The organism is Streptomyces sp. HUAS MG91 (genome assembly GCF_040529335.1).
Taxonomy (GTDB): domain Bacteria; phylum Actinomycetota; class Actinomycetes; order Streptomycetales; family Streptomycetaceae; genus Streptomyces; species Streptomyces tabacisoli.
This window is the reverse complement of record NZ_CP159534.1, coordinates 3,345,799-3,369,522: the sequence shown is the minus strand read 5'-3', so window position 1 is coordinate 3,369,522 and position 23,724 is coordinate 3,345,799. Positions and strand designations below refer to the sequence as shown.

At 72.2% G+C, this 23,724-nt stretch carries 19 protein-coding genes and 1 tRNA gene; 18 read left to right on the top strand and 2 right to left on the bottom strand.

Going from position 1 to position 23,724, the window contains the following annotated elements:
• The 5 genes from ABII15_RS15320 to ABII15_RS15300 all read left to right on the top strand — a co-directional run bounded on the left by ABII15_RS15320 (position 1) and on the right by ABII15_RS15300 (position 6,226).
• Positions 1-606: a sigma-70 family RNA polymerase sigma factor gene (locus ABII15_RS15320; RefSeq protein ID WP_353942880.1), complete on the top strand. Its 606-nt coding sequence runs from the start codon at positions 1-3 to the stop codon at positions 604-606.
• The gene (locus ABII15_RS15315) at positions 603-1,406 is read left to right on the top strand and encodes a zf-HC2 domain-containing protein (RefSeq protein WP_353942879.1); all 804 of its coding nucleotides are present in this window, start codon (positions 603-605) and stop codon (positions 1,404-1,406) included. The genes ABII15_RS15320 and ABII15_RS15315 overlap by 4 nt, the downstream gene beginning before the upstream one ends.
• A gap of 92 nt (positions 1,407-1,498) precedes the next feature.
• Entirely contained in the window at positions 1,499-3,877 is a 2,379-nt protein-coding gene (locus ABII15_RS15310) for a UvrD-helicase domain-containing protein (RefSeq protein WP_353942878.1), read from the top strand.
• A 335-nt stretch (positions 3,878-4,212) separates the two neighbouring features.
• Positions 4,213-5,646, top strand: coding sequence for an NAD-dependent malic enzyme (locus ABII15_RS15305; protein ID WP_353942877.1), 1,434 nt, complete (start codon positions 4,213-4,215; stop codon positions 5,644-5,646).
• Between the two features lie 298 nt (positions 5,647-5,944).
• Positions 5,945-6,226 (top strand): HU family DNA-binding protein, encoded by a 282-nt coding sequence (locus ABII15_RS15300; protein ID WP_016645140.1) that lies wholly within the window; start codon positions 5,945-5,947, stop codon positions 6,224-6,226.
• 206 nt (positions 6,227-6,432) lie between these two features.
• On the opposite strand, the gene murA is transcribed toward ABII15_RS15300, so the two are convergent.
• Positions 6,433-7,779 carry a UDP-N-acetylglucosamine 1-carboxyvinyltransferase gene (murA, locus tag ABII15_RS15295; protein ID WP_353942876.1) on the bottom strand — a complete coding sequence of 449 codons (1,347 nt, stop codon included), beginning with the start codon at positions 7,777-7,779 and terminating at the stop codon, positions 6,433-6,435.
• Positions 7,780-8,031: 252 nt separating this feature from the next.
• Between murA and ABII15_RS15290 the strand changes: the two genes are divergently transcribed.
• From ABII15_RS15290 to ABII15_RS15245, 10 genes are all read left to right on the top strand, one after another.
• Positions 8,032-8,601: a YqgE/AlgH family protein gene (locus tag ABII15_RS15290; RefSeq protein WP_353942875.1), complete on the top strand. Its 570-nt coding sequence runs from the start codon at positions 8,032-8,034 to the stop codon at positions 8,599-8,601.
• A 52-nt stretch (positions 8,602-8,653) separates the two neighbouring features.
• A complete protein-coding gene (locus tag ABII15_RS15285) occupies positions 8,654-8,947 on the top strand; it encodes a DUF3039 domain-containing protein (protein WP_353942874.1) in 294 nt (97 codons plus the stop codon).
• 171 nt (positions 8,948-9,118) lie between these two features.
• A complete protein-coding gene (locus ABII15_RS15280) occupies positions 9,119-10,420 on the top strand; it encodes an extracellular solute-binding protein (protein ID WP_353942873.1) in 1,302 nt (433 codons plus the stop codon).
• Complete coding sequence (locus tag ABII15_RS15275; RefSeq protein WP_353942872.1) at positions 10,417-11,310, top strand: sugar ABC transporter permease; 894 nt, start codon at positions 10,417-10,419, stop codon at positions 11,308-11,310. Before ABII15_RS15280 ends, ABII15_RS15275 begins: the two co-directional genes overlap by 4 nt.
• Positions 11,307-12,137: a carbohydrate ABC transporter permease gene (locus ABII15_RS15270; RefSeq protein ID WP_353942871.1), complete on the top strand. Its 831-nt coding sequence runs from the start codon at positions 11,307-11,309 to the stop codon at positions 12,135-12,137. Before ABII15_RS15275 ends, ABII15_RS15270 begins: the two co-directional genes overlap by 4 nt.
• Before the next feature lie 5 nt (positions 12,138-12,142).
• Positions 12,143-13,753: a beta-N-acetylhexosaminidase gene (locus ABII15_RS15265; RefSeq protein WP_353942870.1), complete on the top strand. Its 1,611-nt coding sequence runs from the start codon at positions 12,143-12,145 to the stop codon at positions 13,751-13,753.
• A gap of 325 nt (positions 13,754-14,078) precedes the next feature.
• Positions 14,079-14,975: an FAD binding domain-containing protein gene (locus ABII15_RS15260; protein WP_353942869.1), complete on the top strand. Its 897-nt coding sequence runs from the start codon at positions 14,079-14,081 to the stop codon at positions 14,973-14,975.
• Positions 14,972-16,510 carry a 2Fe-2S iron-sulfur cluster-binding protein gene (locus ABII15_RS15255; RefSeq protein WP_353942868.1) on the top strand — a complete coding sequence of 513 codons (1,539 nt, stop codon included), beginning with the start codon at positions 14,972-14,974 and terminating at the stop codon, positions 16,508-16,510. Before ABII15_RS15260 ends, ABII15_RS15255 begins: the two co-directional genes overlap by 4 nt.
• A complete protein-coding gene (locus tag ABII15_RS15250) occupies positions 16,507-18,834 on the top strand; it encodes a molybdopterin cofactor-binding domain-containing protein (RefSeq protein WP_353942867.1) in 2,328 nt (775 codons plus the stop codon). The genes ABII15_RS15255 and ABII15_RS15250 overlap by 4 nt, the downstream gene beginning before the upstream one ends.
• A 2-nt stretch (positions 18,835-18,836) precedes the next feature.
• Positions 18,837-18,977 carry a hypothetical protein gene (locus ABII15_RS15245; protein ID WP_353942866.1) on the top strand — a complete coding sequence of 47 codons (141 nt, stop codon included), beginning with the start codon at positions 18,837-18,839 and terminating at the stop codon, positions 18,975-18,977.
• 46 nt (positions 18,978-19,023) lie between these two features.
• On the opposite strand, the gene ABII15_RS15240 is transcribed toward ABII15_RS15245, so the two are convergent.
• Positions 19,024-19,095: transfer RNA gene (locus ABII15_RS15240), tRNA-Cys, on the bottom strand.
• A 184-nt stretch (positions 19,096-19,279) separates the two neighbouring features.
• Here ABII15_RS15240 and ABII15_RS15235 point away from each other — a divergent pair.
• From ABII15_RS15235 to ABII15_RS15225, 3 genes are all read left to right on the top strand, one after another.
• Positions 19,280-20,749, top strand: coding sequence for an MFS transporter (locus tag ABII15_RS15235; protein ID WP_353942865.1), 1,470 nt, complete (start codon positions 19,280-19,282; stop codon positions 20,747-20,749).
• Positions 20,750-20,890: 141 nt separating this feature from the next.
• On the top strand, positions 20,891-22,711 hold the full coding sequence (locus tag ABII15_RS15230; protein WP_353942864.1) for a DEAD/DEAH box helicase: 1,821 nt from the start codon (positions 20,891-20,893) through the stop codon (positions 22,709-22,711).
• A gap of 357 nt (positions 22,712-23,068) precedes the next feature.
• Positions 23,069-23,710 (top strand): helix-turn-helix domain-containing protein, encoded by a 642-nt coding sequence (locus tag ABII15_RS15225; protein ID WP_111663604.1) that lies wholly within the window; start codon positions 23,069-23,071, stop codon positions 23,708-23,710.
• Positions 23,711-23,724: the final 14 nt, after the last annotated feature.

The following is a 23,724-nucleotide window of genomic DNA, read 5'->3' as shown; positions in this document are numbered from 1 at the left end:
ATGGCAGAACTGGGGACACCGGAGGTAGGCGTGCGCAAGGATTCCGCCGTGGCCGATGAACGCCCGCCCCGGGCCCGACATCGAGCGCCGCGGCCCCCGGAGCCGGACGAGGAGCTGATGCGCGCGCTCTACGCCGAGCACGCGCGTCCCCTGCTGGCCTATGTGCTGCGGCTGGTGGCGGGGGACCGGCAGCGTGCCGAGGACGTCGTGCAGGAGACGCTCATCCGTGCCTGGAAGAACGCCGGTCAGCTCAACCGTGCGACCGGTTCGGTACGCCCCTGGCTGGTGACGGTCGCCCGGCGCATCGTCATCGACGGCCACCGCAGCCGGCAGGCCCGGCCGCAGGAGGTCGATCCGTCGCCGCTGGAGGTCATCCCCGCGGAGGACGAGATCGACAAGGCGCTGTGGCTGATGACGCTGTCCGATGCCCTGGAGGATCTGACCCCGGCCCACCGGGAAGTACTCGTGGAGACGTACTTCAAGGGGCGTACGGTCAACGAGGCGGCCGAGACGCTCGGCATCCCCAGCGGAACGGTGCGCTCACGGGTGTTCTACGCCCTGCGCTCGATGAAGCTGGCGCTGGAGGAGCGGGGGGTGACGGCATGACGTTCGGACACGGGGGACACGGGGGATTCGGCGACTACGGGGAGCAGCCGTCCGGCGATGTGCACGAGACGGTCGGTGCCTACGCGCTCGGCGTCCTCGACGATGCCGAGGCGACCGCGTTCGAGGCGCACCTGGCGGGCTGCGAGCGGTGCGCGCGGCAGCTGGAGGAGTTCGCGGGCATGGGCCCGATGCTCGCCGCCCTCGCCGACGTGCCGCCCGGCCGCGCCACCCCGGTGGTCGGGGAGTCCCTCGCGGCCCGGCCGAGCCCGCGGCTCGCGGAGACGCTGGTCGACGAGGTGGCCCGCAAGCGGGCGCGGCGGCGGCGCCGGGGCCTGTACCTGGTGGCCGCCGCCGCGGCCCTGATCGTCGGCGGCCCGCTGACCGTCCTGGCGGCGACCGGCGACGACGGCGGCAAGCCCGTCACCGCGCACGCCGCGGGCCCCGCCGAGGACGCCTTCCACCACATCACCGACAAGGTGGAGGCGACCGACGCCACGACGAACGTGAGCGCGACGGTCGGCATGGAGAAGAAGGCCTGGGGCACCCACACGGTCCTGGAGCTGAAGAACGTCAAGGGCCCGCTGAAGTGCTCCCTCGTCGCGGTCGGCAAGAACGGCGAACGCGAGACGGTCACCACCTGGGCCGTCCCGAAGTGGGGCTACGGCATCACGAGCAGCGCCCACGAGAGCGCCAGGTACCCGCTCTACGTCCACGGCGGCGCGGCCTTCACCCGGGACCAGATCGACCACTTCGAGGTCGAGACGCTCGACGGCAAACGGCTCGTCGAGGTGAACGCCTAGGACCTGTCCCAGCCGTGACCTTCCGTACGTAGCTTCAGCGGGCCCCTTTCGCGTACCTTTGACGGCTGCCCAGCACGTCAGAAGGGGGCCCGGTGGCCGCTCAGGCTCAGCACGGTTCAGCGGTGGACCGCAGCACGATGGACTCCGTCCGCGACCGTGAGATCGGCGTCGAACAGCAGCACCTCGACGCCGTCTACCGCCGCCTGGAGGAGAAGATCCACGAGGCGGAGTTCCTCATGGACGACGCCGCCAAGCGCGGCCAGGTCGGCACCCCCGGCGCGCTCGCCGAGCGGGACGCGCAGGTCTTCCGCGCGGGTATCCACCTCAACCGGCTCAACAACGAGTTCGAGGACTTCCTCTTCGGCCGGATCGACCTGCTGGCCGGCAAGGACGGCAAGAAGGGCCCCGACGGGGCCTACACCGCGGTCGAGCCCGCCGAGGGCGCCGTGCGGGAGGACGGCACGGCCGACATCGCCGAGACCCTGCACATCGGCCGGATCGGCGTCCTCGACGCGGACTACTCGCCGCTGGTGATCGACTGGCGGGCCCCGGCGGCCGCCCCGTTCTACCGCTCGACGCCCGTGGACCCCGGCCGGGTGGTGCGCCGCCGGGTCATCCGGTCCAAGGGGCGCAGGGTGCTGGGCGTCGAGGACGACCTGATGCGCCCGGAGCTGACCGCGTTCCTCGACGGCGAGGAGCTGCCGGCGATCGGCGACGGCGCCCTGATGGCCGCGCTCGGCCAGGCCCGCAGCCACTCCATGCGCGACATCGTCGCCTCCATCCAGGCCGAGCAGGACCTGGTCATCCGCGCGCCCGCCGCCTCGGTGACGTACGTGGAGGGCGGGCCCGGCACCGGCAAGACGGCGGTCGCCCTGCACCGCGCGGCCTACCTGCTGTACCAGGACCGCCGCCGGTACGCGGGCGGCATCCTCATCGTGTCGCCGACGCCGCTGCTCGTGGCGTACACCGAGGGCGTGCTGCCCTCGCTCGGCGAGGAGGGCCAGGTCGCGATCCGCGCGGTCGGCTCGCTGTACGACGGTCCCGGCGGCGCGGAGGCCACGGAGTACGACAGCCCGGCGGTCGCCCGCGTGAAGGGCTCGTCGCGGATGCTGAAGGTGCTGCGCAAGGCGGCGCGCGGCGCGCTGGAGTCGGGACGCCCGGCCCCGGCGCCGCAGGAGCAGCTGGCGTTCGGCGACGAAGAGGAGGCACAGGCCCCGGCCGCGGGCACCCCCACCCGGCTCCGCGTGGTCGCCTTCGGCCGCCGGCTGGAGCTGGAGGCCGACCGGCTGAACCGGATCCGGCACGCGGCCCTCGGCGGCACCGCCCCGGTCAACCACCTGCGCCCGCGCGCCCGCAAGCTGCTCCTCGACGCGCTGTGGGAGCAGTCCGGCGCGGCCGGCCGGCACACGGACCCCGAACTCGCGGCGGAGCTGCGCTCGTCCTTCGACGAGGACATCACCGGCGAGGACGACTTCGTCCGCTTCCTGGACGCCTGGTGGCCGGAGCTGACCCCGCGCGCCGTGCTGTCCGCGATGTCCGACGAGCGCCGCCTGGGCCGCTGGGCCCGGCGGATCCTCAACCCGGGCGAGGTCCGCAAGCTGGCCCGGTCGCTGCGGCGCGAGGCGTACTCGGTGCACGACATCGCCCTGCTCGACGAGCTGAACTCGGTGCTCGGCGCCCCGGCCCGCCCCAAGCGCAAGCGCGAGTACGACCCGCTGGACCAGCTGACCGGCCTGGAGGAGCTGATGCCCGTACGGGAGGAGACCCAGTACGAGCGGGCCGAGCGGCTGGCGCAGGAGCGGACCGAGTACGCGCACGTCATCGTCGACGAGGCGCAGGACCTGACCCCGATGCAGTGGCGGATGGTCGGCCGCCGCGGCCGGCACGCCACCTGGACGATCGTCGGCGACCCGGCGCAGTCCTCCTGGTCCGACCCGGACGAGGCGGCGGCCGCCCGCGACGAGGCGCTGGGCAGCAGGCCGCGGCGCCGCTTCGAGCTGACGGTGAACTACCGCAACCCGTCCGAGATCGCGGACCTGGCGGCGAAGGTCCTCGCGCTGGCGATGCCCGGTTCCACGTCGCCCGCCGCGGTCCGCTCCACCGGCGTCGAGCCGCGGTTCGTCGCCGTCGGCGAGCGGACGGCGGACACCGTGCGGGAGGAGGCCGTCCGGCTCCTGGAGCGGGTGGACGGCACCGTCGGCGTCGTCGTGGCGATGAACCGTCGCAAGGAGGCGGCCCGCTGGCTGGCCGGGCTCGGCGACCGGGTCGTCGCCCTCGGCTCGCTGGAGGCCAAGGGCCTGGAGTACGACGCGACGATCGTGGTCTCCCCGGCGGAGATCGCCGACGAGTCGCCGGCCGGGCTGCGGGTGCTGTACGTCGCCCTGACCCGGGCGACGCAGCAGCTCACGGTGGTCTCCGGCGAGCGCGACGAACCGGACGCGCGGGGGGTGCCGGACCTGCTCCGGGACTGATCCCGAAGGGCCCTTGTGTCTCCAGTCGGCGGTGTTACCGTTGATGACGGCACCGGCTCGATCCAAGCCCCCGGGCCCAACCTTCGTCCCTCAGAGGGACCACTTGCCGCGAGGCGAGCATGGCGGGTCGGTGTCGTAGACGTTCGAATGAGGCCCACGTCACGGAAGTGACGTGGGCCTCTTTCTGTTTGCCGCCAGTTCTCGTATGGTGGAAGTCAGTTTCCGAAATTGGCATGAACGTAAGGTTCACAATCCGATGCGACTACCACGTACTCGACGGTAGGTGCGACGATCGGACAGCAACAGCTACACGGTGAAAGCAGAGGAAGTCGGCCATGGCAACGGCGCCCAGCGTCTCCTACTCGATGACGGTCCGGCTGGAGGTGCCCGCGAGCGGAACGGCCGTATCGCAGCTCACCACCGCCGTGGAGTCCTCCGGCGGCTCGGTGACCGGCCTCGACGTCACCGCTTCCGGCCACGAGAAGCTCCGGATCGACGTCACGATCGCGGCCAGCTCCACGTCCCACGCGGACGAGATCGTCGAGCAGCTGCGCGGCATCGAGGGTGTGACGCTCGGCAAGGTCTCCGACCGCACGTTCCTCATGCACCTCGGCGGCAAGATCGAGATGCAGTCCAAGCACCCCATCCGCAACCGTGACGACCTCTCCATGGTCTACACGCCGGGTGTGGCCCGCGTCTGCATGGCGATCGCGGAGAACCCCGAGGACGCCCGCCGGCTGACCATCAAGCGCAACACGGTTGCGGTCGTGACGGACGGTTCCGCGGTCCTCGGCCTCGGCAACATCGGCCCGATGGCCGCCATGCCGGTGATGGAGGGCAAGGCGGCCCTCTTCAAGCGCTTCGCCGACATCGACGCCTGGCCGATCTGCCTGGACACCCAGGACACCGACGCCATCGTCGAGATCGTCAAGGCGATCGCCCCCGGCTTCGCGGGCATCAACCTGGAGGACATCTCCGCGCCGCGCTGCTTCGAGATCGAGGCCCGGCTGCGCGAGGCCCTCGACATCCCCGTCTTCCACGACGACCAGCACGGCACCGCGATCGTCGTGCTCGCCGCGCTCACGAACGCACTTCGCGTCGCGGGCAAGGCGATTGGCGACATCCGCGTCGTCATGTCGGGCGCCGGCGCGGCCGGTACCGCCATCCTCAAGCTGCTGCTGGCGGCCGGGGTGAAGAACGCGGTGGTGGCCGACATCCACGGCGTCGTGCACGCCGACCGCGAGGACCTGAAGGACGCCGACAAGGACTCGCCGCTGCGCTGGATCGCCGACAACACCAACCCCGAGGGCCTGACCGGCACGCTCAAGGAAGCGGTCGTCGGCGCGGACGTCTTCATCGGCGTCTCGGCCCCGAACGTGCTGGGCGGCGAGGACGTGGCCAAGATGGCGGACGGCGCGATCGTGTTCGCGCTCGCGAACCCGGACCCCGAGGTCGACCCGGCGGTGGCCCGCGAGACGGCGGCCGTCGTCGCCACCGGCCGCTCGGACTTCCCGAACCAGATCAACAACGTGCTGGTCTTCCCCGGCGTCTTCCGCGGCCTGCTCGACGCCCAGTCGCGCACGGTCAACACGGACATGATGCTGGCCGCCGCCACGGCGCTGGCCGACGTCGTCGGCGAGGACGAGCTGAACCCGAACTACATCATCCCGAGCGTCTTCAACGACAAGGTCGCGGGTGCTGTGGCGGGTGCCGTCCGGAACGCCGCGAAGGCGGCCGGAGCGGCTGTGACAGGCGCCACGACCGCCTGAGGACGGCGCGTCGCGGAATGCGGGGCCCTCGTGGGCCCTCTAGGGTGGCCGGGAAGCAGGCCCCCGGCCCGCCCGGTCCCAGGGCGGTGGCGCTTTCCGTGTGACCCCCACGGGTGCCGGATTGGCTTTACCGCCGCTGGTGGGGGCAGGATGCGTCTTCGGGCGCGAGGGTTCGGACGACGGACCCGGGTCCTGGGCCTGACCGAGACCCTGGCAGCATCGGCTTCGTTGTTGCCCAACATGCGGCCTTGCGCCGCGTGGCACGCCTCAACGGCAAGAAGAACACGGGAGTACAAACATGAACCGCAGTGAGCTGGTGGCCGCGCTGGCCGACCGCGCCGAGGTGACCCGCAAGGACGCCGACGCCGTGCTGGCCGCGTTCGCCGAGACCGTCGGCGAGATCGTTGCCAAGGGCGACGAGAAGGTCACCATCCCCGGCTTCCTGACCTTCGAGCGCACGCACCGTGCCGCTCGCACCGCGCGTAACCCGCAGACCGGCGAGCCGATCAACATTCCGGCCGGTTACAGCGTCAAGGTTTCGGCGGGCTCCAAGCTCAAGGAAGCCGCCAAGGGCAAGTAGGCCTTCGGCGATTTTGCGGCGGGCGGTCATCCGGGTTTCCGGGTGACCGCCCGCCGGTGTTTCGGGGCCGCGTCTGCCGGGTCCGGGTGCGCTGCCGTGTGCCGACAAGCCCCCACCGGGGCCGCAGACGGGCGCGAGAGCTGCGAAAGGGGGCCACCCGGAAGTCCGGGTGGCCCCCATCGCCGTAGAGCCGGGAGAGGCGGCGGCTAGCCGAGCGCCTTGCCCGGGAGTTCGACCTTGGCGCCGAGTTCCACGAGCTTCTCCATGAAGTTCTCGTAGCCGCGGTTGATGAGGTCGATGCCGTGCACCCGCGACGTGCCCTGCGCGGCCAGCGCCGCGATCAGGTACGAGAAGCCGCCACGCAGGTCGGGGATGACCAGGTCGGCACCCTCCAGCTTGGTGGGGCCGGAGACGACGGCGGAGTGCAGGAAGTTGCGCTGGCCGAAGCGGCAGTCGGAGCCGCCCAGGCACTCGCGGTAGAGCTGGATGTGCGCGCCCATCTGGTTCAGGGCCGAGGTGAAGCCGAGCCGGGACTCGTAGACCGTCTCGTGGACGATCGAGAGGCCCGTGGCCTGCGTGAGGGCCACGACGAGCGGCTGCTGCCAGTCGGTCTGGAAGCCGGGGTGGACGTCCGTCTCCAGGGCGATGGACTTGAGCTGGCCGCCGGGGTGCCAGAAGCGGATGCCCTCGTCGTCGATCTCGAAGGCGCCGCCGACCTTCCGGTACGTGTTGAGGAACGTCATCATCGAGCGCTGCTGGGCGCCGCGGACGTAGATGTTGCCCTCGGTGGCGAGCGCGGCGGAGGCCCAGGAGGCGGCCTCCAGGCGGTCCGAGAGCGCGCGGTGCGTGTAGCCGCCGAGGCTGTCGACACCGGTGATGCGGATGGTGCGGTCGGTGTCCATCGCGATGATCGCGCCCATTTTCTGCAGAACGCAGATCAGGTCCTCGATCTCCGGCTCCACCGCGGCGTTGGAGAGCTCCGTGACGCCCTCGGCGAGGACGGCCGTGAGCAGGACCTGCTCGGTGGCGCCCACGGAGGGGTAGGGGAGGCGGATCTTGGTGCCGCGCAGCCGCTGCGGGGCCTCCAGGTACTGGCCGTCGGCGCGCTTCTCGATGGTGGCGCCGAACTGGCGCAGCACCTCGAAGTGGAAGTCGATCGGCCGGCCGCCGATGTCGCAGCCGCCCAGGCCCGGGATGAACGCGTGGCCGAGGCGGTGCAGGAGGGGGCCGCAGAGCAGGATCGGGATGCGGGAGGAGCCCGCGTGCGCGTCGATGTCGGCGACGTTCGCCGACTCCACGTGCGAGGGATCCATCACCAGCTCGCCCGGCTCCTCACCGGGGCGGACCGTCACACCGTGCAGCTGCAGCAGTCCGCGTACGACGCGCACGTCGCGGATGTCGGGGACATTGCGCAGCCGGCTCGGAGCGCTGCCGAGCAGCGCCGCGACCATGGCCTTGGGCACGAGGTTCTTCGCGCCGCGGACACGGATCTCGCCCTCCAGCGGGGTTCCGCCGTGGACAAGCAGTACGTCGTCAATGCCGGTGACGGTCATGAATCTCGCGTTCCGAAGAGGTGGGCAGGGGACCAAGGGACAAGGGTAAGGGCCGCCTCCCCCTGTTCCGTAAGCCCGCGGTCGGCCTGAAGCGTCATGACTTCGCTACAACACGAAACGTTTTTAACCGGACACAAGGGGTGACGGTTCGGTCCGGTGCGCCCCTTCCGCTTCCATGCGCGCCGACCTGCATACATACGGGAGTTGCGCGCGGCTCCCCGTAGGGCGCGAAGATGCGGGATCATGTCTGGCATGACCGAGGTGTCCTCGCTCACAGGGCGGTTGCTCGTGGCCACACCCGCCCTCGCGGACCCGAATTTCGACCGGGCGGTCGTGCTGCTTCTCGACCACGACGAGAAGGGCTCGCTCGGCGTCGTCCTGAACCGGCCGACGCCGGTGGACGTCGGCGACATCCTGGAGGGCTGGGGCGAGCTGGCCGGTGAGCCGGGCGTCGTCTTCCAGGGCGGGCCGGTCTCCCTCGACTCGGCGCTCGGCGTCGCCGTGATCCCCGGCGGCGCGTCCGCCGACGGCCCGCTCGGCTGGCGCCGGGTGCACGGGGCGATCGGCCTCGTCGATCTGGAGGCGCCGCCGGAGCTGCTGGCCGCGGCGCTCGGCTCGCTGCGGATCTTCGCCGGGTACTCGGGCTGGGGCCCCGGCCAGTTGCAGGACGAGCTGACCGAGGGCGCCTGGTACGTGGTCGAGTCGGAGCCGGGGGACGTCTCCGCGACGCGCCCGGAGGGGCTGTGGCGGGCGGTGCTGCGGCGCCAGCGCAGCGAGCTGGCGATGGTGGCGACCTATCCGGACGATCCTTCCCTCAACTGAGCGGGCCGACGGCTCTTCGCCCTGGGGGCGCGCTTAAGTACCCTTGGCGGTTATGAGCACTCTTGAGCCCGAGCGCGGGACAGGTACGGGGACCCTCGTAGAGCCGACGCCGCAGACGTCGCACGGTGACGGCGATCACGAGCGCTTCGCCCACTATGTCCAGAAGGACAAGATCATGGCGAGCGCCCTGGACGGCACGCCTGTCGTGGCGCTCTGCGGCAAGGTGTGGGTGCCGGGCCGGGACCCGAAGAAGTACCCCGTGTGTCCCATGTGCAAGGAGATCTACGAGTCCATGGGCGCGGGCGGCGACAAGGACAAGGGCAAGGACGGCGGCGGCAAGAAGTAGCCCCTCCTCCTTCGTCGGTGAGGCCCCCGGCGCGCGGTGACGCGCGCCGGGGGCCTCTGTGTTGCCCGTAAACCATTGCGCTCAATGGTCCAGTCCTTCTAGCCTCCGTTCTGTTGTGCACAGCGAAACAGCCATTGCGTATGTTGCAACGACCCTTCGGAGGCGTTTCCGATGAAGCCCCTTGCCCGAACCGTCCTTCCGCTCACCGCACTTGTGCTCGCCGCCGGTGCCGCGTGCGCGCCCGGCACGTCCGGGAGCAGTGACTCCGCGAAGGACGACAAGAGCGGCACGCTGCGCGTCTGGCTCTTCCAGGAGGTGAACAACGCGCCCAAGAAGAAGGTCATGGACACGGCCGTCGATGCCTTCGAGAAGGCGCACGACGGCGCGAAGGTGAAGATCGAGTACATACCCGTCGAGACCCGCGCCGAGAAGATCAAGGCCGCCTTCAACGACCCGAAGAGCGCCCCCGACGTCATCGAGTACGGCAACACGGACACCGCCGGGTACGTGAAGGACGGCGGACTCGCGGACGTGACGAAGGAGTTCGGGGACTGGGACGAGGCCGCCGACACCGACCCGACCGCCAAGGAGTCGGTGACCGTCGACGGGAAGATCTACGGCGCCCCCTACTTCGTCGGCGTACGAGCCCTCTACTACCGGACCGACGTCTTCAAGGACCTCGGGATCGACGTACCGAAGACGCAAGGCGAACTCGTCGCCACCGCCAAGAAGATCCACAAGGAGAGGCCCGAGCTGTACGGGCTCGCGGTCGGCGGCGCGTACACCTACGGTGCGATGCCGTTCATCTGGGCCAACGGCGGCGAACTCGCCGACAAGAAGGGCGACTCGTACACCTCGGCGATCGACAGCCCGGCCGCCCAGAAGGGCATCAAGGCCTACACCTCGCTCTTCGGCGACGCCAACTGTCCCGCCGCCAAGTGCGCCGCGATGGGCGGCAACGACACCGTCACCGCCTTCGCCTCCGGCAAGGCCGCCATGGCCATCGGCGGCGACTTCAGCCACCAGGCCATGGAGGACGGCGCGGTGAAGGGCAAGTACGCGGTCGTACCGCTGCCCGGCGTGCGGCAGGGCGACATCGCGCCCGCCTTCGCCGGCGGCAACAACATCGGCGTCCTCAAGAGCACCTCCCACCGCACGCTCGCCGTCGACCTCATGAAGCAGCTCGCCGGCAAGGACGCGCAGCGCGCCCTGTTCTCCGGCATGGGCTTCCTGCCCACCTACACCGACGTGCGCCAGGACGTCGCCAAGGAGGAGCCGTTCGTCGCGCCCTTCGTGAAGACCCTCGGCGCGGGCGCCAAGTTCGTGCCCGCCTCGCCCGCCTGGGCGCAGATCGACGCCTCCCAGGTCCTGCCCACCATGTTCCAGGAGATCGTCAGCGGCCGTAAGGACGTCAAGGCGGCCTCCGGCGACGCCGCGAAGAAGATGGACGACGCGTTCGGGGCCGCCGGGTGAGCTCCGTGCACGCGCGGGGCGGGAGATGGGCGCCCTGGCTCTATCTCGCCCCCGCGCTCGTCCTGCTGGGCGGCCTGCTCGTCTACCCGATCTACCAGCTCGGCCTGATCTCGTTCCTGGAGTACACCCAGGCCCAGGTCAGCGGCGGCGCCCCGACCACCTTCCGGGGATTCGGCAACTACCAGGAGCTGTTCTCCGACGGCCAGTTCTGGCAGGTGCTGCTCGCCACCGTGCTGTTCGCCGCCGCCTGCGTCGTCTCCACGCTCCTGGTGGGCTGCGCGCTGGCCGTGCTGCTCACGCGGGTGCGGGCCGTGCCCCGGCTCGCCCTGATGCTGGCCGCCCTCGGCGCCTGGGCCACCCCGGCGATCACCGGGTCCACCGTCTGGATGTTCCTCTTCGACGCGGACTTCGGCCCGGTCAACAAGGTCCTCGGGCTCGGCGACTTCTCGTGGACGTACGGCCGCTACAGCGCCTTCGCGCTGGTCCTGCTCGAAGTGGTCTGGTGCTCCTTCCCGTTCGTGATGGTCACCGTGTACGCGGGCATCCGCGCCATCCCGGGCGAGGTCCTGGAGGCCGCCTCCCTCGACGGCGCGTCCCAGTGGCGGACCTGGCGTTCCGTCACCGCGCCGATGCTCCGCCCGATCCTCGTCGTCGTCACCATCCAGTCGGTCATCTGGGACTTCAAGGTCTTCACCCAGATCTACGTGATGACGGGCGGCGGCGGCATCGCCGGACAGAACCTCGTCCTCAACGTGTACGCGTACCAGAAGGCGTTCGCCGGCAGCCAGTACAGCCTCGGCTCGGCCATCGGCGTCGTGATGCTCGTCATCCTGCTCGTGGTCACGCTCGTCTATCTGCGGCTGATGCGCAGGGAGGGCAGGGAACTGTGAGAATCCAACGGCCCTGGCGGCTCGCCGCCGAGGCGTCCGCGCTGCTCATCGCGCTCGTCGTCGCCTTTCCCCTCTACTGGATGGTGCTCAGCGCCTTCAAACCGGCCGGGGAGATCGAATCGACCGAGCCGCGCCCCTGGACCCTCGATCCGTCACTCGACTCCTTCCATCGCGTCTTCCAACAGCAGGAATTCGGCCGTTACTTCGTCAACAGCCTGATCGTGGCGGGCACGGTCGTGGTGGTCTCGGCGCTCGTCGCGTTTCTCGCGGCGACGGCCGTGACCCGTTTTCGATTCCGGTTCCGTACGACACTGCTCATCATGTTCCTCGTCGCGCAGATGGTGCCGGTCGAGGCCCTGACCATTCCGCTGTTCTTCCTCATGCGGGACTTCGGGCAGCTCAACACGCTCGGCTCGCTGATCCTGCCGCATCTCGCGTTCTCGCTGCCGTTCGCGATCTGGATGCTGCGCGGATTCGTGAAAGCCGTGCCCGAGGCACTGGAGGAGGCCGCCTACCTCGACGGCGCCAGCCGTTCCCGCTTCCTGTGGCAGATCCTCTTTCCGCTGGTCTTCCCGGGCCTTGTGGCGACGAGTGTCTTCTCCTTCATCTCCACCTGGAACGACTTCCTGTTCGCGAAGTCGTTCATCATCAGCGACACCTCCCAGTCGACGCTTCCGATGGCCCTGCTCGTCTTCTTCAAACCGGACGAGAACGACTGGGGCGGAATCATGGCAGCGTCGACCGTGATGACCATTCCGGTACTGGTCTTCTTCGTACTCGTACAGCGGCGCCTGGTGTCCGGGCTCGGCGGCGCGGTTAAGGACTGAGCTTCATGGATCTGATTCCGGCCCCCCGATCGGTGGCCAGTTACGGCGACCAGTACCTCGCCGTCGGCGAGGACACCGGGATCGCCGCCGGGGCGGGCACCGAGGACACCGCCCGCTGGCTGCGCGCCACGCTCGGCGCCGCGACCGGCTTCTCGTTCGACGCCCGGCGGGAGGGCGACGATCTCGTCCGGCTGACCGTCGACGACACCCTGCCGACGGAGGGGTACCGCCTCTCCGTCACCCCGCGCGGCGTCGACCTGCGGGGCGGCTCCCCGGCCGGGGTGTTCTGGGGCGCGCAGACCCTGCGTCAGCTCCTCGGCCCGGACGCCTTCCGGCGCGCGCCGCTGCCCGGCCGCGTCTGGCGGCTGCCGCTGACCGACATCGAGGACGGGCCGCGCTTCGGCTGGCGCGGCGCGATGCTCGACGTGGCCCGGCACTTCATGCCCAAGGACGGCGTACTGCGGTTCATCGACCTGCTCGCCGCCCACAAGCTGAACGTCTTCCACTTCCACCTCAGCGACGACCAGGGCTGGCGCGTCGAGATCAAGCGCCACCCCAAGCTCACCGAGGACGGCTCCTGGCGCACCCGCACCAAGTACGGGCACCGGGCCTCGGAGCTGTGGGAGGACAAGCCGCACGGCGGGTTCTACACCCAGGACGACATCCGCGAGATCGTCGCCTACGCCCACGCCCGGCACATCGCCGTCGTCCCCGAGATCGACATCCCCGGCCACTCGCAGGCCGCCATCCACGCCTACCCGGAACTCGGCAACACCGACGTCGTCGACACCGCGGCCCTGCCGGTCTGGGACACCTGGGGCGTCAACCCGAACGTCCTCGCCCCGACCGAGACCGTCCTGCGCTTCTACGAGGGCGTCTTCGAGGAGATCCTGGAGCTGTTCCCCTCCACCTTCATCCACGTCGGCGGCGACGAGTGCCCGAAGGACCAGTGGAAGGCCTCGCCCACCGCGCAGGCCCGGATCGCCGAACTCGGCCTGAAGGACGAGGACGAGCTCCAGTCCTGGTTCATCCGGCACTTCGACACCTGGCTGAGCGAGCGCGGGCGCCGGCTCGTCGGCTGGGACGAGATCCTGGAGGGCGGCCTCGCGCCCGGGGCGACCGTCTCCTCGTGGCGCGGCTACGAGGGCGGGATCACCGCCGCGCGCGCGGGCCACGACGTCGTCATGTGCCCGCTCCAGCAGGTCTACCTGGACTACCGGCAGTCCGACGGCCCCGACGAACCCGTCCCCATCGCGTACGTCCGCACCCTGGAGGACGTCTACCGCTTCGAGCCGGTTCCGCCCCAGCTCACCGCGGACGAGGCACGCCATGTCCTGGGCACCCAGGCCAATCTGTGGACCGAGGTGACGGAGAACGCCCAGCGCGTCGACTACCAGGCGTTCCCGCGCCTGTGCGCGTTCGGCGAGGTGGCCTGGAGCGAGCTGCCGGAGCCCGGGGAGCGCGACTACGCGGACTTCGAGCGCCGGATGACCGCCCACTACCGGCGACTTGACGCCCTCGGCGTCGACTACCGGCGTCCCGGCGGCCCGTTGCCGTGGCAGCAGCGCCCCGGGGTGCTCGGCCGGCCGCTGGAGGGCCCGCCCCCGAACGCGTGAGCAGGACCCCGGTCACGGTGGGCCCGCCCGGGTCCACCGTCCGGGACCTTCACGTCCGCCCATACGTCACCGAAGAGTGCCAATTCGTGCGCACGGGCGATGCGCTGCCATTTCGGTCATCTCCCAGGTGGAAGGGGCGAATGCCTCCTACCGGACCCCCTCTCCGGGCTCCGGGGAAGATGTGCCAGAGTTGCCACGTCCGGCCTGTCAGCACGTACCGTACGGCGGAACAGGCGTAACGGCGGGAACGGCGGTCACACGCGGACCACGCGGGGACCGGCGCGCCGCCGGGCGCGCGGCCGGACATCGGGAAGGGGCAGCCGGTTTGACCACGCACGCACCGCAGGCGACACAGGCCGCGGTACTTCCGGGTTCGCTGGACGAGGCGGTCGCGGCGCTCGCCGCGATGCCCGCAGCCGTGCCCGTGGCCGGCGGAACCGACCTCATGGCCCAGGTCAACGCGGGTCAACTCCGTCCTGCGGCCCTGGTCGGCCTCGGCCGGATCAGCGAGATCCGCGGCTGGCAGTACCAGGACGGGCACGCGCTGCTCGGCGCCGGTCTGACCCACGCCCGTATGGGCCGCCCCGACTTCGCCGCGCTCATCCCCGCCCTCGCCGCGTCCGCCCGCGCCGCGGGCCCGCCGCAGATCCGCAACGCGGGCACGCTCGGCGGGAACATCGCCTCGGCCGCGCCGACCAACGACGCGCTGCCCGTACTGGCCGCGCTGGAAGCCACGTTGATCATCGCGGGGCCCGGCGGCGCGCGCCGCGAGGTCCCCGTCTCGCACCTGCTCGCGGGCATGGAGATGCTGCGGCCCGGCGAGCTGATCGGCTTCGTGCGGGTGCCGCTGCTGCACGCCCCGCAGGTGTTCCTGAAGGCGACCGGCCGGACCGGCCCCGGGCGGGCGACGGCCTCCGTCGCGCTCGTCCTCGACCCGGCCCGGCGAGGGGTGCGCTGCGCGGTCGGCGCGATCGCGCCGATGCCGCTGCGCCCGCTGGAGGCCGAGCAGTGGGTGGCCTCGCTCATCGACTGGGACGGCGAGCGCGGCGCGCTCGTGCCGGAGGCGGTCCAGGCGTTCGGCGAGTACGTCGCCGCGGCCTGCATCCCGGACCCGGCTCCGGCCCCGGACGGCACGCAGGAGGCGCTGCCGCCCGCCGTACTGCACCTGCGGCGCACCGTCGCCGCGCTGGCCCGACGTGCACTTGGGAGGGCGCTGTCGTGACGAACGACTACCCGGGACGCGACCGGCACGACGAGGTCGACGGCTGGCAGCCGCTGCCGCAGGGCGAGTACGACTCCGACGCCACGGCCTTCGTCCAACTGCCGCCCGACGGCTTCCCGGACGCGCCGCTGGCCGCGCCCGGACACGGGTACGTCCCGCCGCAGATAACGGTCAGCCCGGCCACCGGCGCCGCCGCCACCGACCCGGCGGCGACCGGGGTGTGGGTGCTGCCGCCCGACCTGACGGGCGCCGCCCCTCAGCAGTCGCCCCAGCAGTTCACCCCGTCGGCCGCGGACCCGTCCGGGCAGCCCGCCCCGCGGCCCGCCGAGAGCCACGACGTCTGGCCCGAGGCGAACCAGGAGCCGTACGGCGGCGGCGTCGCCGAGGCCGCGCACGGGCAGACCGGCCAGTGGTCGATCCCCGTCGCGGGCGGTGAACTCCCGGACGAGTCGGGCGAGTTCACGACGTCCGCGCTGGCCGCCCAGTGGGGTGACCGGATGCCGCCCGCGACCCTGCCGGGCGGCGCGCCCGCGCCGTGGGCGACGCAGGACTGGGCGCACGAGCCCGCCCCCGAGCACGCCCCGGAACCGCAGCCGGAGCCGCGGCCCGAGCCCGCCCACCAGGCCGAGCCGCAGGCCCCGGAGCCGGAGGTGTCCGCGCAGGCCTGGGCCCAGGACGCGCCGGCCGCCGCGCCGGAGACGCCCGCCGAGGCGCCCGAGCCGGAGCCCGAGCCGGCCGTCGACGAGCAGCCCGTGCCCGACGAGCCGCCGGCGTCCGACGAGCAGCCCGTGCCCGCGGAGTCGGCCGCGGTCGAGGAGCCCGAGCCCGTCGAGCCGCCCGCCCCGGAGGACGACGCGACGGCCCCGCCCGAGCCCGTGGCCGAGCCCGAGCCCGAGCAGGCGGTCACCGCCACCCCGCTCCACGACGACCACCCCCTCGCCAGCTACGTCCTGCGGGTCAACGGCGCCGACCGCCCCGTCACGGACGCCTGGATCGGCGAGTCGCTCCTGTACGTGCTGCGCGAGCGGCTCGGCCTCGCGGGCGCCAAGGACGGCTGCTCGCAGGGCGAGTGCGGCGCGTGCAACGTCCAGGTGGACGGGCGGCTCGTCGCCTCCTGCCTGGTCCCGGCGGCGACCGCGGCGGGCAGCGACGTCCGTACCGTCGAGGGCCTGGCCGAGGACGGACGGCCCTCGGACGTGCAGCGCGCGCTGGCCGCGTGCGGCGCCGTCCAGTGCGGGTTCTGCGTCCCCGGCATGGCGATGACGGTGCACGACCTGCTGGAGGGCAACCCCGACCCCACCGACCTGGAGACCCGCAAGGCGCTGTGCGGCAACCTGTGCCGCTGCTCCGGCTATCGCGGTGTCCTGGACGCGGTGCGCGAGGTGGCCGCCGAGCGCAGGGCGTCGGCCCGCGCGGCGGCGGCCGAGCAGGCCGAACAGGGCGAGCGGACCGAGCAGGACGACGAGGAGCCCCGCATCCCGCGGCAGGCGGGACCGGCCAGTGGTGACCTGTTCCAGGACGGAGGCCAGGCGTGACGAACGAGACGACCGAGGCCCCCGCGGGCACGGCCCCCGAGGCGGAGGGGATCCCGCACGGCCTGGGCTCCACCCTGCCCTCGGCGGAGGCCAGAGCGAAGGCGGAGGGCACCTTCCCCTACGCCGCCGACCTGTGGGCCGAAGGGCTCCTGTGGGCGGCGGTCCTGCGTTCGCCGCACGCGCACGCGCGTGTGCTCTCCATCGACACCACCCACGCGCGCGAGATGCCCGGCGTGCGCGCGATCGTCACGCACGAGGACGTGCCCGGCGGCCCGCCGTCCGGCCACCGCACCGCGGACCGCCCGGTCTTCGCCTCCGACATCGTCCGCCACCACGGCGAGGCGCTCGCGGCGGTGGCGGCCGACCACCCGGACACCGCCCGGATGGCCGCCGCGGCGATCATCGTCGAGTACGAGATCCTCGAACCGGTCACGGACCCGGAGCAGTCCTTCGGTGCCGAACCCCTGCACCCCGACGGCAATCTGGTCCGGCACATCCCGCTCGTCCACGGCGACGTCGACGCACAGGGCGAGGTCGTCGTCGAGGGCCTGTACCGCATCGGCCGCCAGGACCCGGCGCCGATCGGCGCCGAGGCGGGGCTCGCCGTGCCGCGCCCCGACGGCGGCGTGGAGCTGTACATCGCCTCCAACGACCCGCACGGCGACCGCGACGCGGCGGCGGCCCGCTACGGCCTGGAGCCGGAGCGCGTGAAGGTCGTCGTCACCGGCGTGCCCGGCGCGACCGGCGACCGCGAGGACCCGAGCTTCCATCTGCCGCTGGGCCTGCTGGCCCTGCACACCGGCTGCCCGGTCAAGCTGACGGCGACCCGCGAGGAGTCCTTCCTCGGCCACCCGCACCGCCACCCGACGCTGCTGAGGTACCGTCACCACGCCGACGCCGAGGGCAAGTTGGTGAAGGTGGAGGCGCAGATCCTGCTGGACGCCGGGGCGTACGCGGACACGTCGTCGGACGCGCTCGCGGCGGCCGTCGCCTTCGCCTGCGGCCCCTACGTCGTCCCGCACGCCTCGATCGAGGGCTGGGCGGTGCGCACCAACAACCCGCCGTCCGGGCACGTGCGGGGCGAGGGCGCGATGCAGGTCTGCGCCGCGTACGAGGCCCAGATGGACAAGCTGGCGAAGAAGGTGGGCGCCGACCCGGCCGAGCTGCGCATGCGCAACGTGCTGGCGACCGGCGACGTCCTGCCCACCGGCCAGCCGGTGACCTGCCCGGCGCCGGTCGCCGAACTCCTCGACGCGGTACGGGAGTTCCCGCTCCCGGCGCTGCCCAAGGACACCCCCGAGGAGGACTGGCTGCTGCCCGGCGGCCCCGAGGGCGCGGGCGAGCCCGGCGCGGTCCGGCGCGGGGTCGGCTACGGCATCGGCATGGTCCACATGCTCGGCGCCGAGGGCGCCGACGAGGTCTCCACGGCCACGGTCAAGGTCCACGACGGTGTCGCCACCGTCATCTGCGCCGCCGTCGAGACCGGCCAGGGCTTCGCGACGCTGGCCCGCCAGATCGTCCAGGAGACGCTGGGCATCGACGAGGTCCACGTGGCCCCCGTCGACACCGACCAGCCGCCCGCCGGTCCCGGCTGCCGCGGCCGCCACACCTGGGTCTCGGGCGGCGCGGTCGAACGCGCCGCGAAGATGGTCCGCACCCAGCTCCTGCAACCGCTGGCCCACAAGTTCGGCATGTCCACGGAGCTGCTCCAGATCGCCGACGGCAAGATCACCTCGTACGACGGCGTGCTGTCCACCACGGTCGAGGAGGCCATGGACGGCAAGGAACTGTGGGCGACGGCCCAGTGCCGCCCGCACCCGACCGAGCCGCTGGACGCGCAGGGCCAGGGCGACGCCTTCGTCGGCCTCGCCTTCTGCGCGATCCGCGCGGTCGTGGACGTCGACATCGAGATCGGTTCCGTACGGGTCGTGGAGCTCGCGGTGGCCCAGGACGTCGGCCGGATCCTCAACCCCGGCCAGCTCGCCGCCCGTATCGAGGCCGGGGTCACGCAGGGCGTGGGCGCCGCGCTCACCGAGAACCTGCGCACCCCGAAGGGCATCGTGCGCCGCCCCGACCTGACCGGCTACGCGCTGCCCACCTCGCTGGACGCCCCGGACATCCGCATCGTGAAGCTCGTGGAGGAGCGCGACGTGGTGGCCCCCTTCGGCGCGAAGGCGGCGAGCGCGGCGCCGGTCGTGGCCTCCCCGGCGGCGGTGGCCTCGGCGGTCCGCGCGGCGACGGGCCGCCCGGTCAACCGCCTCCCGATCCGCCCCCAGGCAGCCGTGTCCACCCCGGACCCGGCACCGGTCATGGAGCCCCAGTAGCCATGCCGACCGATCCCGAGCCCGAGCAGCCCAGGGCGTACGAGCCCGCCCCGTCCGTCGGGAAGCTGTTCCTCTTCGTCCTCGCGTTCGTCGTCTTCGCGGTGATCGTCGTGGGCGGAGGCGTGATCCTCGTCGCGGGCTGAGCACGGAAGAACCCCGGAGCCCTACGGGCTGCCGGGGTTCTTTCAGAGGCCGTAACCGGAATCGAACCGGTGTGCTTCGCTTTGCAGGCGAATCCCTAAGCCACTCGGGCATACGGCCAAGCTCTTGCTGTTGTCCTCGACCGTAGGGCGCGCTTCCGCCCGCCTCAAGGGTTCCGCGCGCCCCGCAACGGGACTGCCACACGCCGTTCACGAACGAAGGGACGGGCGTAGGACCAAGGGACCAGGACGAGCCCGACTCCGGACAGGGGCCACGGCCCGTTTCGGCCCTTACGCTGATCGGCATGACCGCCCTCGACGACGCCGGGCTCGCCGCCCCGGCCACCGAAGCCCCCGCCCCCGACGGAGGCGTCCTCGGGCGCGGGTATCGCGCGCTCAGCATCGGCATCGTCACGGTCATCGTGCTCATCGCCTTCGAGGCGACGGCCGTCGGCACCGCGATGCCGGTCGCCGCGCGGGACCTCGACGGGGTGGCGCTCTACGCCTTCGCGTTCTCCGCGTACTTCACCACCAGCCTCTTCGGCATGGTCGTCGCGGGGCAGTGGGCCGACCGGCGCGGGCCGCTCGGGCCCGTCGGCGCCGGGATCGGGGCGTTCGCGGCCGGCCTGCTGCTCGCCGGCACCGCCACCAGCATGTGGACGTTCATCGCGGGCCGCGCCGTGCAGGGCCTCGGCGGCGGGCTCGTCATCGTCGCGCTGTACGTCGTCGTCAGCCGGGCCTACCCGGCGCGGCTGCGCCCCGCGATCCTGGCGGCGTTCGCCGCGGCCTGGGTCGTGCCGTCGATCGTGGGCCCGCTGGCGGCCGGGGCCGTCACCCAGCACCTGGGCTGGCGGTGGGTCTTCCTCGGCATCCCGGTGCTCGTCCTGCTGCCGCTCGGGCTCGCGCTGCCGCAGATCCGGCGCCGGGCGGGCGGGGCGCCCGAGGGCAGCGCGCCCGAGCCGTTCCAGCGGCGCCGGATCACGCTCGCGTTCGGCATCTCGGCGGGCGCGGGCCTGCTCCAGTACGCGGCCCAGGACCTGGACCCGCTCGCCCTGCTGCCCGGCGCGGCCGGCGCCGCGCTCCTCGTCCCGTCCGTGCTCGGCCTGCTGCCGCGCGGCACCTACCGGGCCGTGCGCGGGCTGCCGTCCGTGGTGCTGCTGCGCGGGATCGCGGCGGGCTCGTTCATCGCGGCCGAGTCGTTCGTGCCGCTGATGCTCGTCACCCAGCGCGGGGTGTCGCCGACGATGGCCGGGTTCTCGCTCGCCGCGGGCGGCGCCACCTGGGCGATCGGCTCGTGGGCCCAGTCCAGGCCCCGCATGGAGCCCCACCGCGAGCGCCTCGCGGCTCTCGGCATGGTGCTGGTCGCCGCCGCCATCGCCACCGTGCCGCTCGTGCTGCTCGACTCCGTACCGGTCTGGCTGGTGGCCGTGGCCTGGGCGTACGGCTGCCTGGGCATGGGCATCGTGACCTCCGCCACGAGCGTGCTGCTGCTCCAGCTGTCGGCGCCCGAGGAGGCGGGCACGAACTCCGCCGCCCTCCAGATCTCCGACGGCCTCTCCAACACCCTGCTGCTGGCGGCGGGCGGCGCCGCCTTCGCGGCCCTCGGCGGGGGAGCGGTCGGCCACGGCGTGGCCCAGGGCGCGGGCGGCGCGCACCCGGGCGCGTTCGTCGCCGTGTTCCTGCCGATGGCGGCCATCGCGCTGATCGGCGTAGGAGTGGCGACCCGGCTGCGCGCGCCCGCGGCCCGCCCGGACGCCCCGGTGACCCCCTCCTGACTACCGGTGAAATGCGGGGAGTTGATCTGTGACGCACATCCCAACCGGCACCCGCCCGGCCTCGTGAGGCGGCAACGTCAACCTCGCCACCGGTAGGGTGGACCGGTTGTCATACGCCCCCGATCTGCCGAGCCGGAGACCGTGACCACCGCCAACGACGCCAGCACCGCACCGACCGCCGCCCCGACCCCGTCCAGCCACCTCTCGCCCGCCTTCCCCGGCCGCGCCCCCTGGGGCACGGCCAACAAGCTGCGTGCCTGGCAGCAGGGGGCGATGGAGCGGTACATCCAGGAGCAGCCCCGCGACTTCCTCGCGGTCGCGACCCCGGGCGCCGGTAAGACCACCTTCGCGCTCACCCTCGCCTCCTGGCTGCTGCACCACCACGTCGTGCAGCAGGTGACCGTGGTCGCGCCGACCGAGCACCTGAAGAAGCAGTGGGCGGAGGCGGCGGCGCGCGTCGGCATCAAGCTCGACCCGGAGTACAGCGCGGGCCCGCTCAGCAAGGAGTACGACGGCGTCGCCATCACGTACGCGGGTGTGGGCGTGCGCCCGATGCTGCACCGCAACCGCAGCGAGCAGCGCAAGACGCTCGTGATCCTCGACGAGATCCACCACGCCGGTGACTCCAAGTCGTGGGGCGAGGCGTGCCTGGAGGCCTTCGAGCCCGCCACCCGTCGGCTGGCGCTGACCGGTACGCCGTTCCGGTCCGACACCAACCCGATCCCCTTCGTCCAGTACGAGGAGGGCAACGACGGCATCCGGCGCTCCTCGGCCGACTACACGTACGGCTACGGCAGCGCGCTCGCCGACGGCGTCGTGCGGCCGGTGATATTCCTCAGCTACAGCGGCAACATGCGCTGGCGCACCAAGGCCGGTGACGAGATCGCCGCCCGGCTCGGCGAGCCGATGACCAAGGACGCGGTCAGCCAGGCCTGGCGCACCGCCCTGGACCCGCGCGGCGAGTGGATGCCGAGCGTGCTGCGCGCCGCCGACGCCCGCCTCACCGAGGTCAGGAAGGGCATCCCGGACGCGGGCGCCCTCGTCATCGCCTCCGACCAGGAGCAGGCCCGCGCCTACGCCAAGCTGATCCGCGAGATCACCGGCACCAAGGCGACCCTGGTGCTCTCCGACGACACCGGCGCCTCGAAGCGGATCGACGCCTTCAGCGCGAGCGAGGACCGCTGGATGGTCGCCGTCCGCATGGTGTCGGAGGGCGTCGACGTGCCGCGCCTCGCGGTCGGCGTGTACGCGACGACGATCTCGACGCCGCTGTTCTTCGCGCAGGCCGTGGGCCGTTTCGTGCGTTCGCGCAGGCGCGGCGAGACCGCGTCCGTGTTCCTGCCGACCGTCCCCGACCTGCTCGGCCACGCCAACGAGATGGAGGTCGAGCGCGACCACGTGCTCGACAAGCCGAAGAAGGAGGGGGAGGAGGACCCCTACGCCGAGTCCGAGAAGGAGATGGACGAGGCGAACAAGCAGGAGGACGAGGACACCGGCGAGCAGGAGCAGTTCTCGTTCGAGGCGCTGGAGTCCGAGGCCGTCTTCGACCGGGTCCTCTACGACGGCGCCGAGTTCGGCATGCAGGCCCACCCGGGCAGCGAGGAGGAGCAGGACTACCTCGGCATCCCCGGCCTGCTCGAACCCGACCAGGTGCAGCTGCTCCTCCAGAAGCGGCAGGCCCGGCAGATCGCGCACAGCAAGAAGAAGCCCGACACCGAGGCCGACCTGCTCGAACTGCCGGCCGAGCGGCGGCCCGTCGTCTCCCACAAGGAGATGATGGAGCTGCGCAAGAAGCTCAACACGATGGTCGGCGCGTACGTGCATCAGAGCGGCAAGCCGCACGGCGTCATCCACACCGAGCTGCGCCGGGTCTGCGGCGGCCCGCCGAGCGCCGAGGCCACCGCCGGACAGCTGCGCCAGCGCATCACCAAGGTCCAGGAGTGGGCGACCCGGATGACGTGAGCCCGGGGCGGGGCGGGCCCGGGCGAAGTGAACGCCGGGTGAAGTGAACCCGGGCGGCAAGTGCGGGCAATCCCCCGCAAGTCCGGCTTCCGGTTGACCGGATTCTGGACGGAGTCTTCCGCTCAGCGGGACGACCTCGCTAGATTCCGGGAAACACACACGCCCCGTGGCAGCGCCGCCGCGGAGCGCAGCCGGTACGCACGGAATTGTGGAACGTACGCAGAAGTGGTCGCATGCAGCCGTATGCAGCCCAGCGCCTGATATCCGACCGGCGGCCTCTGACGCGCGTCGCCACGGGACCGGCGGCGCGACCGCCGCACAGGGACCGCCGACCCTCACCACTAAGGAGTGGGCGTCGTGACCGCGGAGACCTCCCAGACGCTCGACCGGGGACTGCGCGTCCTCAAACTGCTCGCCGACACCGACCACGGGCTGACCGTGACCGAGCTCTCCAACAAGCTCGGCGTCAACCGCACGGTCGTCTACCGCCTGCTCGCCACACTTGAGCAGCACGCCCTCGTCCGCCGCGACCTGGGTGGCCGCGCCCGGGTCGGACTCGGCGTGCTGCGCCTGGGCCGGCAGGTTCATCCGCTGGTGCGCGAGGCCGCGCTGCCCGCGCTGCGCTCGCTCGCCGAGGACATCGGGGCGACGGCCCATCTGACCCTGGTCGACGGCACGGAGGCCCTCGCGGTCGCCGTCGTGGAGCCGACCTGGACCGACTACCACGTGGCGTACCGCACCGGTTTCCGGCATCCGCTGGACCGGGGCGCCGCCGGGCGCGCCATCCTCGGGGCCCGGCAGGGCGTGCTGCCCGAGACCGGGTACACCCTCACCCACGGCGAGCTGGAGGCCGGGGCCAGCGGGGCCGCCGCGCCCCTGCTCGGGGTGAGCGGGGTCGAGGGCAGCGTCGGCGTCGTCATGCTGGCCGACGCCGTTCCCGAACGCGTCGGCCCCCGGGTCCTGGACGCCGCCCGCGAGGTGTCCGACGCCCTGCGCTGACGCTTCCCGCGCAC